This window comes from Mycolicibacterium arcueilense (assembly GCF_058536225.1).
This window is the reverse complement of sequence record NZ_JBZTYL010000026.1, coordinates 366,641-381,326: the sequence shown is the minus strand read 5'-3', so window position 1 is coordinate 381,326 and position 14,686 is coordinate 366,641. Positions and strand designations below refer to the sequence as shown.

The 14,686-nt window shown below is 67.1% G+C and carries 12 protein-coding genes; 2 read left to right on the top strand and 10 right to left on the bottom strand.

Annotated features, from left to right (window positions below):
- The first annotated feature begins 13 nt into the window (after positions 1 to 13).
- Entirely contained in the window at positions 14 to 853 is an 840-nt protein-coding gene (locus AC4LGL_RS25985; protein ID WP_491841261.1) for an NAD-dependent protein deacetylase, read from the top strand.
- On the opposite strand, the gene AC4LGL_RS25980 is transcribed toward AC4LGL_RS25985, so the two are convergent.
- Positions 825 to 2,108, bottom strand: a complete 1,284-nt coding sequence (locus tag AC4LGL_RS25980) for a cytochrome P450 (RefSeq protein WP_491841260.1) — start codon at positions 2,106 to 2,108, stop codon at positions 825 to 827. The genes AC4LGL_RS25985 and AC4LGL_RS25980 overlap by 29 nt on opposite strands.
- A 66-nt stretch (positions 2,109 to 2,174) precedes the next feature.
- Here AC4LGL_RS25980 and AC4LGL_RS25975 point away from each other — a divergent pair, with 66 nt between their 5' ends.
- Positions 2,175 to 2,810, top strand: a complete 636-nt coding sequence (locus tag AC4LGL_RS25975) for a TetR/AcrR family transcriptional regulator (RefSeq protein WP_491841259.1) — start codon at positions 2,175 to 2,177, stop codon at positions 2,808 to 2,810.
- Between the two features lie 48 nt (positions 2,811 to 2,858).
- Here the strand turns inward: AC4LGL_RS25975 and proB are convergent, their stop codons facing one another.
- The 9 genes from proB to AC4LGL_RS25930 all read right to left on the bottom strand — a co-directional run bounded on the left by proB (position 2,859) and on the right by AC4LGL_RS25930 (position 14,622).
- Positions 2,859 to 3,980: a glutamate 5-kinase gene (gene proB, locus AC4LGL_RS25970; RefSeq protein WP_491841258.1), complete on the bottom strand. Its 1,122-nt coding sequence runs from the start codon at positions 3,978 to 3,980 to the stop codon at positions 2,859 to 2,861.
- Complete coding sequence (obgE, locus tag AC4LGL_RS25965; protein WP_491841257.1) at positions 3,977 to 5,425, bottom strand: GTPase ObgE; 1,449 nt, start codon at positions 5,423 to 5,425, stop codon at positions 3,977 to 3,979. The genes proB and obgE overlap by 4 nt, the downstream gene beginning before the upstream one ends.
- Positions 5,426 to 5,515: 90 nt before the next feature.
- On the bottom strand, positions 5,516 to 5,782 hold the full coding sequence (gene rpmA, locus AC4LGL_RS25960) for a 50S ribosomal protein L27 (protein WP_003879727.1): 267 nt from the start codon (positions 5,780 to 5,782) through the stop codon (positions 5,516 to 5,518).
- A 15-nt stretch (positions 5,783 to 5,797) separates the two neighbouring features.
- A complete protein-coding gene (gene rplU / locus AC4LGL_RS25955) occupies positions 5,798 to 6,109 on the bottom strand; it encodes a 50S ribosomal protein L21 (RefSeq protein WP_029367319.1) in 312 nt (103 codons plus the stop codon).
- A 164-nt stretch (positions 6,110 to 6,273) separates the two neighbouring features.
- The gene (gene rne, locus AC4LGL_RS25950) at positions 6,274 to 9,312 is read right to left on the bottom strand and encodes a ribonuclease E (RefSeq protein WP_491841256.1); all 3,039 of its coding nucleotides are present in this window, start codon (positions 9,310 to 9,312) and stop codon (positions 6,274 to 6,276) included.
- 289 nt (positions 9,313 to 9,601) lie between these two features.
- Positions 9,602 to 10,024, bottom strand: a complete 423-nt coding sequence (gene ndk, locus AC4LGL_RS25945; protein ID WP_044522837.1) for a nucleoside-diphosphate kinase — start codon at positions 10,022 to 10,024, stop codon at positions 9,602 to 9,604.
- Positions 10,025 to 10,110: 86 nt separating this feature from the next.
- On the bottom strand, positions 10,111 to 10,545 hold the full coding sequence (locus tag AC4LGL_RS25940; protein ID WP_491841255.1) for a DUF4233 domain-containing protein: 435 nt from the start codon (positions 10,543 to 10,545) through the stop codon (positions 10,111 to 10,113).
- Positions 10,542 to 11,948, bottom strand: a complete 1,407-nt coding sequence (folC, locus tag AC4LGL_RS25935) for a bifunctional tetrahydrofolate synthase/dihydrofolate synthase (RefSeq protein ID WP_491841254.1) — start codon at positions 11,946 to 11,948, stop codon at positions 10,542 to 10,544. Before folC ends, AC4LGL_RS25940 begins: the two co-directional genes overlap by 4 nt.
- A 7-nt stretch (positions 11,949 to 11,955) precedes the next feature.
- Positions 11,956 to 14,622, bottom strand: a complete 2,667-nt coding sequence (locus AC4LGL_RS25930) for a valine--tRNA ligase (protein ID WP_491841253.1) — start codon at positions 14,620 to 14,622, stop codon at positions 11,956 to 11,958.
- Positions 14,623 to 14,686 lie beyond the last annotated feature (64 nt).

The following is a 14,686-nucleotide window of genomic DNA, read 5'->3' as shown; positions in this document are numbered from 1 at the left end:
TATCCTGGCGAGCGTGGATGCTCCCGAACTCGTCGCCCTTCTGCAGGGCCGCCGCGTCGCGGTATTGACGGGAGCCGGGATGTCGACCGATTCCGGTATCCCCGATTACCGCGGCCCGGATTCTCCGCCCAGCAATCCGATGACCATCCGGCAGTTCACCTCTGATCCGGAGTTCCGCCAGCGGTACTGGGCCCGCAACCACGTCGGGTGGCGCCACATGGACGAAACACTACCCAATGCCGGGCATCGCGCCTTGGCCGCACTGGAATCCGCCGGGGTGGTGAGTGGACTTATCACCCAGAACGTCGATCTGCTGCACAGCAAGGCCGGCAGCCGGTCGGTGGTCAACCTGCACGGCACCTACGCGCAGGTGATCTGCCTGGACTGCGGCGCGACGATGGGTCGCGACGAGCTGGCCGGCGCACTGGAGACGGCCAATCCCGGCTTCATCGAACGCGCCGAGGCGGTCGGCGGCATCGCGGTGGCACCCGACGCCGATGCCGTGGTCAGCGACACCGATTCATTCACCATCGTGGACTGCCCGGCCTGTGCGGGCATGCTCAAACCCGACATCGTCTACTTCGGTGAGAATGTCCCGAAAGACCGTGTCGAGCAGGCGTATTCGATGGTGGAGGACGCCGAAGCACTATTGGTCGCGGGCTCCTCGCTGACGGTGTACTCCGGCTATCGATTCGTCCGGCACGCGGCCGCGCACGACATCCCGGTGGGGATCATCAACCGCGGCCCCACCCGCGGCGACGACCTGGCCACGGTCAAGGTCGAAGCGGGCTGTTCGGAGATGCTGACCCTGTTGGCCGGTGAGCTCAGAACGTGCACGGCATCGCCCGGATAGCGTGCACGAAGTTGCCGGCCAGATAGGCCGGCTCGCCCGCGGCGATGTCGGGCAGCTGGTGCAGCAGCTCACCGAAGAGCGCCCGCAACTGGGTCCGGGCGACATGTGCACCCAGGCAGAAGTGACGGCCGCCGCCTCCGAATCCCAGGTGCGGGTTGGGCTTACGGCTCAGATCGAAGACCTCGGGCCGGTCGAACACCTCGCCATCCTGGTTGCCCGAGGCGTAGAACATCACCACCTTCTCCCCCGCCAGGATCTGCTGCCCACCGAGTTCGACGTCGACGGCCGCGGTGCGGCGGAACGTCATCACCGGAGTCGCCCACCGCACGAACTCCTCGACCGCTCCGCCGATCCGGTCGTCGAAATCGGCCATGAGCCAGGCCCGTTGGTCGGGATGGTCGGTCAGCGCTTTGAGTGCGTGACTGGTGGTCTGGCGGGTGGTGTCGTTGCCCGCCACCGCCAGTAGCACGAAGAACGCCGCGACCTCGGCATCGGTGAGCCGGTCCCCGTCGACCTCGGCGTGAACCAGTGCGCTGATCAGATCGTTGCCCGGGTTCTCCCGGCGTTCCGCGGCAAGCGCATTCGCCACCTGATGCAGGTACATCTGGTTCTGCATCAGCACCTCGAGCGGGTGGCGCCCGGCCAAGTAGACCGGGTCGGCCCAGGACACCAGCGCGTCGGCAGCATGGGCCACCCGCTGACGCTCGGCCTCGGGGATCCCGACCATGTCCGACAACGTCCGGATCGGCAGTTCCTTGGCGCATTGATCGACGAAGTCCACACCGCTGCCGACCTCTTTGAGCTCGGCCACGATCTGACGAGCGTTCTCCTTGATCGAGTCTTCGATGCGGGCCACCTGCCGGGGCGTGAACGCGGCGTGGACCAGTTTGCGGATCAACGTATGCCGTGGTGCGTCCATCGCCAGGAAGGACTGTGACGCCTCGAGCAACTCCTCCGGAACGGACTCGAACAACACCCCTTTGCCCGACAGGAATGTCTCGCTGTCACGGCTCACCGCCACGATGTCCGCGTGCCGGGTGACCGCCCAGAACCCGCGATCGTCGGGATCCGGCATGAGCGCGTCCTCGACGGGCGGATGCCAACTGACCGGACGGGCGGCACGTAGCTGCGCGAAGGCAACCTCCCGATCGGCGGCCGTGGTGGCCCAGAACACCCGGGACGACAGGTCGATCGGGTCGTAGGGGCGGGCAATAGCAGGCCAGGAGGCAGCAGATGTGATGGGCGACACAGTCATGATGGTGACGATAAGTCTAGACACTATGTCTAGTCAAGGTGTGAAGCATTCCGATACGCTGGGCCCATGCCATCGGTAACGCGAAAACCGCAGGCCAAAAGGGAGGAACGGCGCGAGCGGATCGAACGCCAACTGCTCGACGCCACCGACCGACTGATGGCCGACGGCACCAGCTTCACCGAACTCAGCGTGGACCGACTGGCCACCGAGGCCGGGATCTCCCGGGCCAGCTTCTACATCTACTTCGAGGACAAGGGCCATCTGCTGCGCCGGCTGGCCAGCCAGGTGTTCGGCGATCTCACCCACGCCGCCGAGCGGTGGTGGGGCGTGGCCGGACGCCGCGACCCAGCCGATGTCCATGCCGCGATGTCCGGCATCATCGCCAGCTATCGGAGCCATCAGCCGGTACTGATCGCGCTCAACGAGATGTCGGGTTATGACCCGCTGGTCGGGCAGACCTACCGTGAACTGCTCGCCGGGATCGCCGACCAGCTCACGAAAGTGATCGAGGACGGGCACTCCGACGGGACCATCCGGCCGCAACTGCATGCCGCCGTCACCGCGAGCACGCTGACCTGGATGGTGGAACGGACCTGCCACCAGAATCTGCCGTCACACCCGGCCTCCTACGACGCCCAGCTGGCGAACACGCTCACCGAGATCATCTGGGGTGCGCTGTATCTGGAGTCCCCACCCCGGTGATTTGGGTGCGTTTGGTAACGGTCAGCGTTACTCGTTGCACCCAAATCGCTAGAGGGCGACCAGATCGTCGGCGTGCACCGCGGGCCGCCGCATTTCGGCCGGCAGATCAGGCGTCGAGCGGCCGATGATCGCGGCCAGCTCCGACGCCTCATACGCTACGACGCCGCGCGCGATCGTCTGCCCGTCCAACGCGCGGAGATCCACCACGTCACCGCCGTGGAAGTGGCCGGCGACCTCGGTGATTCCGGCAGGCAGCAGTGAACGCCGCTGTGTGACGACCGCCCGCACCGCTCCGTTGTCGAGGGTCAATACCCCGTGCGACTCCGCCGTGTGGCGAACCCAGAACCGCCGCGCCGACATCCGCTCGGGCCGCGGCGCGAACACCGTACCCACCGAGGCATCGCTCAGCGCCGCACCGGCATCGGCGGCAGCGGCCAGCAGCACCGGCATCCCGGCGTCGGCCGCCAACAGCGCCGAGGACAGCTTCGAGGCCATGCCGCCGGTGCCCAGGTGGCTACCGCCGCCGGCCACCACCCCGTCGAGATCGCCTTGCGCGCCAACCTCAGGAATGAAGCGCGCGTTCCCTTTTCGTGGATCAGCGTCATACAGGCCGTCGATGTCGGACAGCAGGATCAGTGCGTCGGCACCGACCAGCTGGGCCACCAGCGCCGAAAGCCGGTCGTTGTCACCGAACCTGATCTCGTTGGTGGCCACGGTGTCGTTCTCGTTGACGATCGCGACCGCGTGCAGGGCACGCAACCGGTCCAGGGTGCGCTGAGCGTTGTTGTGCTGCACCCGCATCGCGATGTCATGGGCGGTCAGCAGTACCTGCCCGACCGTGCGGCTGTAGACCGCGAACGCCGAACTCCAGGCATTGACCAGAGCCACCTGTCCGACGCTGGCGGCCGCCTGCTTGGTGGCCAGATCGGTGGGGCGCTTGGACAGCCCGAGCGGCTCGATTCCGGCAGCGATGGCACCCGAGGACACGATCACCAGGTCGGAACCAGCCCGCATCCGGCCCTCGATGGCCTCGACCAGGACCGCGAGACGGCCGGCGTCGAAGACTCCGGAGGGGGTGGTCAGCGCAGTGGTGCCGATCTTGACGACGACACTGCGAGCGGTCCGAACAGCCTCCCGGTGTACCGAGGGCGTCGAGCCTGCGCTCGTCACTCGTCTTCACTCCCGGGCTGGCGCCGTTCACGACGCGCGGCCTTGCGTTCGGCGGCACCGATGCGGTCGGTCTGTTCGAGCCGGATGTCGGTGCCACGTCCGGTGAGCGGCATGTCGACACCGGCGGGAGTCTGCGGTTCCCAGTCGAAGGTCATGTCGCCGATGGTCACAGCGCAACCGGGCTTGGCGCCGTTCTTCCACAACGCGTCCTCGACACCCAAGCGGGCCAACCGGTCACCCAGGTAACCGACGGCCTCGTCGTTGCCGAAGTCGGTCTGCGCGATCCAGCGCTCGGGCCGGGTACCACGCACGATGAACCCGCCGTACCCATCGGTCTCGACGGTGAAGCCGCTCTCGTCGACGGCGATCGGGCGGATCACCGGACGCCTCGGCACCACCTCAGGTTGGGCATCGCGATAGGCCTTCACCATCTCCCACAGCGCAAAGATCAACGGCCGCAAGCCATCACGGCTGACCGTCGAGATCTCATACACCGGCCAGCCGAACTTCTCGGCCACCTCTTCACGCACGAAGTCGGCCAATTCGCGGGCGTCGGGAACGTCGATCTTGTTGAGCACCACCGCACGTGGCCGCGACGCCAGGTCACCCAGGGTTGAATCGCCTTGCAGGGTCGGGGTGTACGCCGCGAGTTCGGCCTCCAGCGCCTCGATATCGGAGATCGGGTCACGCCCGGGTTCCATGGTGGCGCAGTCCACGACATGCACGAGCACCGCGCAGCGCTCAAGGTGCCGAAGGAATTCCAGGCCGAGACCACGGCCCTCGGACGCGCCGGGGATCAGGCCGGGAACGTCGGCGACGGTGAAGGTGTTCTCGCCGGCCGACACCACACCCAGGTTGGGCACCAGTGTGGTGAACGGGTAGTCGGCGATCTTGGGCTTGGCCGCCGAGATGGTCGACACCAGAGAGGATTTACCGGCCGACGGGAAACCGATCAGGCCGACATCGGCGACGGTCTTGAGTTCGAGGGTGAGATCGCGGGTCTGGCCCTTCTCACCGAGCAGGGCGAAACCGGGAGCCTTGCGGGCCCGGGAAGCGAGTGCGGCATTGCCGAGCCCACCGCGACCGCCTTGCGCGGCTTCGAACCGGGTACCGGCGCCGACCAGGTCGGCCAACATCCGGCCGTCCTCGTCGAGCACCACCGTGCCGTCCGGCACGCGCACGATCAGGTCGTCGCCGGTGGCACCGTCACGATTGCTGCCCGCACCCGGCCTACCGGAGGGTGCGGCAACATGGGGATGGAAGTGGAAGTCCAGCAGGGTGTGAACCTGCGGATCGACGACGAGCACGATGCTGCCGCCGCGACCACCGTTGCCGCCGTCAGGGCCGCCGAGGGGTTTGAATTTCTCGCGGTGCACCGACGCGCAGCCGTGGCCGCCGTTGCCTGCACTCGCATGGATGACGACGCGGTCGACAAACCGTGGCATCGGACATCCTCTCCGTCGAATGTGAAGCTATCGCGAAAGTCCTATCGAGAACTCGCAGCTGCTTCACATTCGCGGAGAATCCTCTTGGTCTCAGGCCTCCGGGCGCGGCACGGGAACGATGTTCACGTGCTTGCGACCGCGCTTGGAGCCGAACTCCACCGAGCCGGGGGCCAGCGCGAACAGCGTGTCATCGCCCCCACGACCGACGTTGACGCCGGGGTGGAAGTGGGTGCCGCGCTGACGGACCAGGATCTCGCCTGCCTTGACGACCTGACCACCGAACCGCTTCACGCCGAGCCGCTGTGCTGCGGATTCACGACCGTTACGAGAGCTGGAAGCGCCCTTTTTGTGTGCCATTAGTTCGCTCCCTCGTTACTTGATGCCGGTGACCTTGAGCACGGTCAGCTGCTGACGGTGCCCCTGGCGCTTGTGGTAGCCGGTCTTGTTCTTGAACTTGTGGATACGGATCTTGGGACCCTTGGTGTGCTCGAGCACCTCACCGGTGACGGCAACCTTGGCCAGGTCATCGGCCTTGCTGGTGACCTTGGCGCCGTCGACCACGAGGGCCACGGGCAGCGACACCGACGCGCCGGGCTCGGCGTCGAGCTTCTCAACCTTCACCACGTCACCGGCGGCAACCTTGTACTGCTTGCCACCGGTCTTGACGATTGCGTATGTCGCCATCGTGTCCTCTGCTCTGCTGCTCTCTGCGGGCGCGCGCTACCGGTCGGTGCGTGCGCGGGTCTTGGGTGGCGGGATATCCCGCCGTCACCAGCCTGTGGTCACACAGGCACTGGAGACAACTGGTCAAGGGTACTTGACCAGCGGGTAGAGGGTCAAACCGCCCTCTACTCGTGGGTTGGCGGCCCTGCGGGCCTGGCTGCGGCACGTCGACGAGTGCGTCCGCGCGAGGGCTGCACCTCCGCAATCACCGGAGCCGGCGCCTGGTAGACGTCTTCTTCGGGCTCGTCGTCTTCCTCATCGTCCGAGTCCTCATCGTCTTCCTCGTCATCCGAGTCGTCGTCTGAGTCCTCGTCGTCCGAGTCGTCGTCGATGTCGTCCAGGTCGTCATCGTCGTCGTCATCATCGAGGTCGTCGTCGAGGTCGATCTCGTCCTCGGACTCATCCTCGTCGGAGTCTTCCGAGTCTTCCGAGTCGTCCGCTTCGTCCGACTCGTCGGCGCCCTGCGCATCGAACTCGCCGTCGGTCGATTCATCGGCCTGCTCGGCAGTCGTCTGCTCGTCGCCCTCGGCCTCGTGAACCTCGCCGTCGGTCTGCTCGCGCTCGTCGAAGGCTTCGTGGGACCCATGGCCCTCGTCGTCTTCGTCGTGGCGACCGTTCGCCGCGGCCATGGCCTTGAACATCGGATGTTCTCCGGCGGGATGATCGGGCACCTTGACGACCGGTACCTCTTCGGGCTCGGGACGGGCATTGCCCCGCTTACCCCGCTTGCTGCGACGGCTACCGCCGGTGGTTTCGGCCTTGCGTCCGGTGTTCGATGACGAGGCCGTGTCGACCGGGTCACCGTGCAACACGATGCCGCGGCCTGCGCAGTGCGTGCAGGTGGTCGAGAAGGCCTCGACCAGACCGGTGCCCAACCGCTTTCGGGTCAGCTGAACAAGGCCCAGTGAGGTCACCTCGGACACCTGATGGCGAGTCCGGTCCCGGCCCAGCGCCTCGGTCAGCCTGCGCAACACCAGATCCCGGTTCGACTCGAGCACCATGTCGATGAAGTCGATCACCACGATGCCGCCGATGTCGCGCAACCGCAGTTGCCGCACGATCTCTTCGGCCGCTTCCAGGTTGTTGCGGGTGACGGTCTGCTCGAGATTGCCGCCAGCGCCGGTGAACTTGCCGGTGTTGACGTCGACGACGGTCATCGCCTCGGTGCGGTCGATCACCAGGGTGCCGCCCGAGGGCAGCCACACCTTGCGGTCCAGCGCCTTCGCCAGCTGCTCGTCGATGCGGTGCACGGCGAACACGTCGGGAGCGTCGGCGCCGCCGGCGGGCTCGTACTTCGTGAGCCGGCCCACCAGATCGGGAGCGACGGTGTTCACGTAGGAGTTGATCGTGTCCCAGGCCTCGTCGCCGGAGACGATCAGACCCGAGAAGTCCTCGTTGAACAGGTCGCGGATGACCTTGACCAGCACGTCGGGTTCTTCGTAGAGGGCGACGGCCGCGCCGGCCTTCTTTGCGGTGACCTCGGTGGACTTGGCCTCGATCTCGGTCCAGCGCTGCTGGAGCCGCTCGACGTCGGAGCGGATGTCTTCTTCTTTGACGCCCTCCGAGGCGGTGCGGATGATCACGCCGGCATCGGCGGGCACGACCTCCTTGAGGATCTCCTTGAGCCGCTGACGCTCGGTGTCGGGCAGCTTGCGGCTGATACCGGTCGACGACGCACCCGGCACGTAGACCAGGTAGCGGCCGGCCAGCGACACCTGCGTGGTGAGCCGGGCGCCCTTGTGCCCTACCGGGTCCTTGCTGACCTGGACGACGACATAGTCACCCGGCTTGAGGGCCTGCTCGATCTTGCGGTTCGACCCGCCGAGACCCGCAGCCTCCCAGTTCACCTCACCGGCATAGAGCACACCGTTGCGGCCACGGCCGATATCGACGAAGGCGGCCTCCATCGAGGGCAGCACGTTCTGCACGATGCCGAGGTAGATGTTGCCGACCAGGCTGGCGGACGCCGCGGAGGTAACAAAATGTTCGACGACGACGCCGTCTTCCAGGACGGCGATCTGGGTGTAGCGGGCGCCTTCGTGCGGCGGCTCGGTGCGGATCTTGTCCCGCACGATCATGGTGCGTTCGACGGCCTCGCGCCGGGCCAGGAACTCGGCCTCGCTCAGGATCGGGGGCCGACGACGGCCGGCGTCGCGACCATCGCGGCGGCGCTGACGCTTGGCCTCCAGACGGGTCGATCCGCTGATCCCCTGGATCTCCGAATCGTCGCTGCTCTTGCCGGACCGCTCGGCCCGGGGCGCGCGCTCGTGCACGACGGTGTTCGGCGGGTCATCCGGAGAGCTCGCGTCATCGTTGTCGCCCGAACCGGACTTGCGCCGGCGGCGACGGCGGCGACGACGGCTGCTGCCGTCACCACCTGCGGTGTCCTCGTCGTTGTTCTCGTCCGACTCATCGGAATCGTCATCGGAATCCTGATCGGACTCGCCCTGATCGTCGGTGGTGTCGGTATCGGAATCCGGGCCCGAGTCGGTGTCGTCTGCCTGCTCACCACGACCACGACCACGCCCCCGACGGCCGCGGCGACGCCGGCGGGCGGCCGGACGATCTGCCTGCTCGTCATCGGTATCGGCGTCGGCATCTGTGTCAGTGTCGGCGTCGGTGTCGTCTTCTTCGTCGTCGTCATCCTCTTGGACGCGCACCGGAACGAACGCCACGGGCTGCGGGGCGACGAACAGCGGCAGGTAATCGGCCCGCTCGGTGTGGGCTTCGCGCGCCGCGGGGATGTTGGCGGTCTCTAGGATCAGCCGCGACTCGGGCTCGTCGCCCACCAGGACGGGGTCGGCCTCGGCGGCTTCGCCCTCGGAAGCGTCGACCGCAGCAGCGCCCGAAACTTCGGCAGGAGCCGCGACCGACTCGGCCACGATGACACTGACGGCTTCAACCTGGACCGGTTCTGCCTGCTCAACCGGCTCCGGGTCGGTCGACCCGAGGGCCAGTGCGTCACGGACCCGCTCGGCGTCAGCCTTTTCGACCGTGGAGTGCGCACTGCGCTGACGCCCATCGAACTCGGCCAGAGCGTCGAGCACGCGCCGGCTTGTCGTTCCGAGCACCCGCGCCAGGGAGTGGACTCTCAGCCGCTCGGGCAGTCCCTCCTGTTGCGGAGTCTGGGTTGATAGGTCGTCATTCTGGGCATCTTCGGCCACGAATTCTCCTCAAGCCCCCGGGCGCGTCGTAACGACGCGGCCACGCGAGGGCTTCCGCTATTGGCCCGGGACACTTTCCCCGGGCTTGTTGTGGTCTCGCTCCGGGCGGTTCGCTACCGAACCCACCCGGTGCCTGGCTGAATGATGGCTGGACGGCCCGCGCCGCACCGGATTGCGGTGGTCGCGCTCGTCGAAGTCTTCATTCGGGTGTACAGCCTCGGTTGAGGCTGGCTACCCGCAACCAGTATCCCACATCACTGACGCGGTACAGACCAGACTGCGAGAAGGTTTATCCGGCGGAGGCTTCGCCAGGGAACCACAGGGCGATCTCACGGGCCGCCGACTCCGGCGAATCCGATCCGTGCACGAGGTTGTCCTGGGTCACAAGCGCCAGGTCACCGCGGATGGTGCCGGGCACAGCCTTCTCCACCGGGTCGGTGCCACCGGCGATCTGACGGAACGCCGCGATCGCGCGCGGCCCTTCCACGATGGCGGCGACGACGGGCCCGGAGGTGATGAACTCCAGCAGCGAGTCGAAGAACGGCTTGCCGTCATGCTCGGCGTAATGCTGCTTGGCCAGCTCGACGCTGACGTTCTTCAGTTCGAGCGCCGCCAGGGTCAGACCCTTGCGCTCGATCCGGCCGAGGATCTCCCCGACCAGGTGGCGCTGCACGCCGTCGGGCTTGATCAGGACAAGGGTCTGCTCAGTCACGAGCAGAGAGCGTACCGGTCGGTAACCGCGCCGCGCCATTCGCGGGCCTCCGACCCCGCGCGCACCGTGGTCCAGCTACGGCACGGCTATTCGCTGGGCGGCTGCTGACCGGGCAGCAGACCGCGATCCTGCCTGCGTTTGACCTCGCGCCGCAGGTACACGATCAACAGCCAGACCACGGCGAAGATCACGCCGATGAAGCCGATCGCCCCATGGATCAGCGCCCCGGCGATCACGACCAGTTGGATGCCGAGGTTCGCCCAGATGGCCCACGGCCGGCCCTGGATCCCCGACATCAGGATCAACACGACGGCCAGCCCGACCACGAAGCCACCCGACGCCCAGGTCAGCCCGGCCGCGCTGGTACCCACCACCGGCAGTGCGAGCAATACGACGATGGCTTCGAGAATCAGCGTCCCCGCCATCACCCCACGGAAGCTCTTCCAGGGGTCGGGCGGCGCCGGCGTGTCGCCGGGTGTCGCATCGCCCGGGGTCTGATTGCCAGGGGTCTGATCGTTCATTGCGGGTCCCGTCCGAACAGGGTCCGGGCCGCGCCGGCGGTCACCACCGAACCGGTGATCACCATGCCGGCCCCGGACAGGCCTTCGTCTGCGCCGGCCTCTTCCACCAGCGCGGTCGCCGTTTCGATGGCGTCCGGCAGCGTCGTGGCGGTGATCACGCGATCCTGGCCGAAACGTTCCTCGGCCAGCAGCGCCAGCGACTCGACGTCCATTGCCCGCGGCGACCCGTTGTGGGTGACCACGATCTGGTCGAAGACGGGCTCGAGCGCGGTCAGAATGCCACCGACGTCCTTGTCCCCCATCACCGACACCACCCCGACCAGGTAGCGGAAGTCGAACTCCTGCTGCAGGGTCTGCGCGAGCGCTGCCGCACCGGCAGGATTGTGTGCCGCGTCGATGAAAACCGTTGGCGCACTCCGCATCCGTTCCATCCGGCCCGGGCTGTGCACGGCCGCGAAGCCGGCCCGGATCGCGTCGACGTCGAGCTGACGGTCGGCCCCCGCACCGAAGAACGCCTCGACCGCAGCCAACGCCAGGACGGCGTTGTGGGCCTGATGTTCACCGTGCAGCGGCAGGAAGATATCGGAGTACACCCCGCTCAGCCCCTGCAGCTCCAGCACCTGTCCGCCAATGGCGATCTGCCTGCTGAGCACGGCGAATTCGGAGTCTTCACGGGCGACGGCCGCGTCGGCGCGCACTGCTTCTTCCAGCAGCACCTCCATGGCCTCCGGAACCTGCTTCGCGATGACGGCCACCGTGTCGGTCGGCACCAGGTCGTCGGGCTGCCGGGTGATGATGCCGGCCTTCTCTCCCGCGATCTCGGCGATCGTGTCACCGAGATAGTCGGTGTGGTCGATGCCGATCGGCGTGATCACCGCGACGGGGGCATTGACGACGTTGGTGGCGTCCCAGCGTCCACCCATCCCCACCTCGATGACCCCGACGTCGATGGGGACATCGGCGAAGGCCGCGAAGGCCATCGCGGTCAGAACCTCGAACTTGCTCATCTTCGGGCCGCCGGCAGCCTCGGACTGCTGGTCCACCAGTTCCACGAACGGTTCGATCTCTCGATAGGTCTCGACGTATTGGGCCGGGGTGATGGGCTTCCCGTCGATCGAGATGCGCTCCACCGCGGACTGCAGGTGCGGGCTGGTGGTGCGTCCGGTGCGTCGGTGCAGTGCGGTCAGCAGCGCGTCGATGAGGCGCGCGACCGACGTCTTGCCGTTGGTCCCTGCCACATGGATGGACGGGTAGGCGCGCTGCGGCGAGCCCAGCAGCTCCAGCAGAGCCGCGATCCGGGCCGTGCTGGGATCCAGTTTGGTCTCGGGCCACCGCTGATCGAGCAGGTGCTCGACCTGCAGCAGCGCAGCGACCTCGTCAGGCGTCGGAATCGGGTCGGTCACCGGATCCTCATCCGGCCAGACCGGCCAGCCGTGCGGTGATCCGCTCGACCTCTTCACCGGCCAACTGCTGACGGCCGCGGATCTTGTCGACGACGTTCTCGGGCGCCTTGGCCAGGAAGGCCTCATTGCCGAGCTTGGCCGTGGTGGTGGCGAGTTCCTTCTGCGCGGCGGCCAGGTCCTTCTCCAGCCGTCGCCGCTCGGCCGCGACGTCGACGGTGCCCGAGGTGTCCACCTCGACGAGCACCGTGGCCTGCGTCAGCCGCACCTCGACCGCGGCCGACGGGGTGAACCCGTCAGCGGCATCGGTCAGCCAGGCCAACGCGGTGACCGCGGGCAACTGCTCGGTCAGACCGGCCTCGGCGATCGCCGACAACCGGGCCGGAACCCGCTGCCGGTCGGCCAGACCCTGGTCGCTGCGGAAGCGGCGCACCTCGGTGATCAGCTTCTGCATGTCGTCAATGTGTTGTGCCGCAACCGGATCCAGCGCGATACCGGAGGCCTGCGGCCACTGCGCGATGACGATGGACTCACCATCGGTGAGCGTCTTCCACAACGTCTCGGTGACGAACGGCATCACCGGGTGCAGCAGCTTGAGCAGAGCGTCCAGCACGGCGGCCAGCACCGCCGTTGTATGAGTGACAGCCTGATCTTTCTCGGAGCCGAGCTGCACCTTGGCCAGTTCCACGTACCAGTCGCAGAACTCGTCCCAGGCGAAGTGGTACAGCGACTCACAGGCGCGGCTGAACTCGTAGCTGTCCAGTGCCGCATCCACCTCGGCGCGCACCTTTTCGAGGCGGCCGAGGATCCAGCGGTCGGCGTCGGTCAGGTCGGCGACCGCCGGCAGTTCAGCCGGGGCTGCCCCGTTCATCAGCGCGAACCGGGTCGCGTTGAACAGCTTGGTGGCGAAGTTGCGCGACGCCCTGGCGTGGTCCTCACCGATGGACAGGTCGCCGCCGGGGCTGGCGCCGCGGGCCAGGGTGAACCGCAGCGCATCGGCGCCGAACTTCTCCACCCAGTCCAGCGGGTCGATGCCGTTGCCGCGCGACTTGCTCATCTTGCGGCCGAACTCGTCGCGGATCAGGCCATGCAGGAAGACATTCTCGAACGGCACCTGCGGACCGCGGGCGCCATCGAACGTGATCGCCGGATCGTCGCCGACGAACGTGCCGAACATCATCATCCGCGCCACCCAGAAGAACAGGATGTCGTAGCCGGTGACCAGCACCGAGGTCGGATAGAACTTGGCCAGATCCGGGGTGTGCTCGGGCCAGCCCAGCGTGGAGAACGGCCACAGCGCCGAAGAGAACCACGTGTCGAGCACGTCGCGGTCCTGCTCCCAGCCATCCGGCGGGGTCTCGTCGGGGCCGACGCACACCGTCTCGCCGTTGGGACCGTGCCAGATCGGGATCCGGTGGCCCCACCACAGCTGCCGGGAGATGCACCAGTCGTGCATGTTGTCGACCCAGGCGAACCACCGCGGTTCCAGGCTCGGCGGGTGAATCACGGTGTTGCCGTTGCGCACCGCATCACCGGCTGCCTTGGCGAGGCCGTCGACCTTGACCCACCACTGCAGGGACAGTCGCGGCTCGATGGGCTCGCCGCTGCGCTCGGAGTGCCCGACGCTGTGCAGGTAGGGGCGCTTCTCGGCGACGATCCGGCCCTGCTCGGCCAGCGCCTCGCGGATCTTGACCCGGGCCTCGAACCGGTCCATGCCGTCGAATTGCGTTCCGGTGTCGGCGATCCGGCCCTTGGCATCCATGATGGTCGGCATCGGAAGCTGATGACGCAGCCCGATCTCGAAGTCGTTCGGGTCGTGCGCGGGAGTGACTTTGACTGCGCCGGTACCGAATTCGGGGTCGACGTGGGTGTCGGCCACGATGATCATCTCGTGGTCGACGAACGGGTGCGGCAGAGTCTTGCCGACCAGGTGGCGGTAACGCTCGTCGTCGGGGTGCACCGCGATCGCGGTGTCACCGAGCATGGTCTCCACGCGGGTGGTGGCCACCACGATATGAGGTTGTGTGTCATCAAGTGAGCCGTAGCGGAACGAGACCAACTCGCCCTCGACGTCCTCGTATTTGACCTCGAGGTCGCTGATCGCGGTCTCCAGCACCGGTGACCAGTTGACCAACCGCTCAGCCTGGTAGATCAGCCCGGCATCGAAGAGCCGCTTGAAGATGGTCCGCACCGCGCGCGACAGGCCCTCGTCCATGGTGAAGCGGTCGCGGCTCCAGTCCACGCCGTCACCGAGGCGACGCATCTGCCCGCCGATGGTGCCGCCGGACTCGCGCTTCCAGTCCCAGACTTTCTCGACGAACAGCTCGCGGCCGAAGTCTTCCTTGGTCTTGCCGTCGACAGCGAGCTGCTTTTCCACCACGGTCTGGGTGGCGATGCCGGCGTGGTCCATGCCCGGCAGCCACAGCACCTCGAAGCCCTGCATCCGCTTGCGGCGGGTGAGCGCGTCCATCAGCGTGTGGTCGAGCGCGTGGCCCATGTGCAGGCTGCCGGTCACGTTGGGCGGCGGTAGCACGATCGAGTACGGCGGCTTTTCGCTGGCCGGATCGGCGGTGAAGTATCCGGCGTCCACCCAGCCCTGGTACAGGTCGGCTTCTACCGCAGCCGGATCCCAGGATTTGGGGAGGGCATCGGCACGGTTGTCAGGGGTGGGAGTCACCGAGCCATTCTAAGAAGGACGCGCCCGAATACGCGAAAGCCCCCGATGCCCGGTGCGTTCGCTG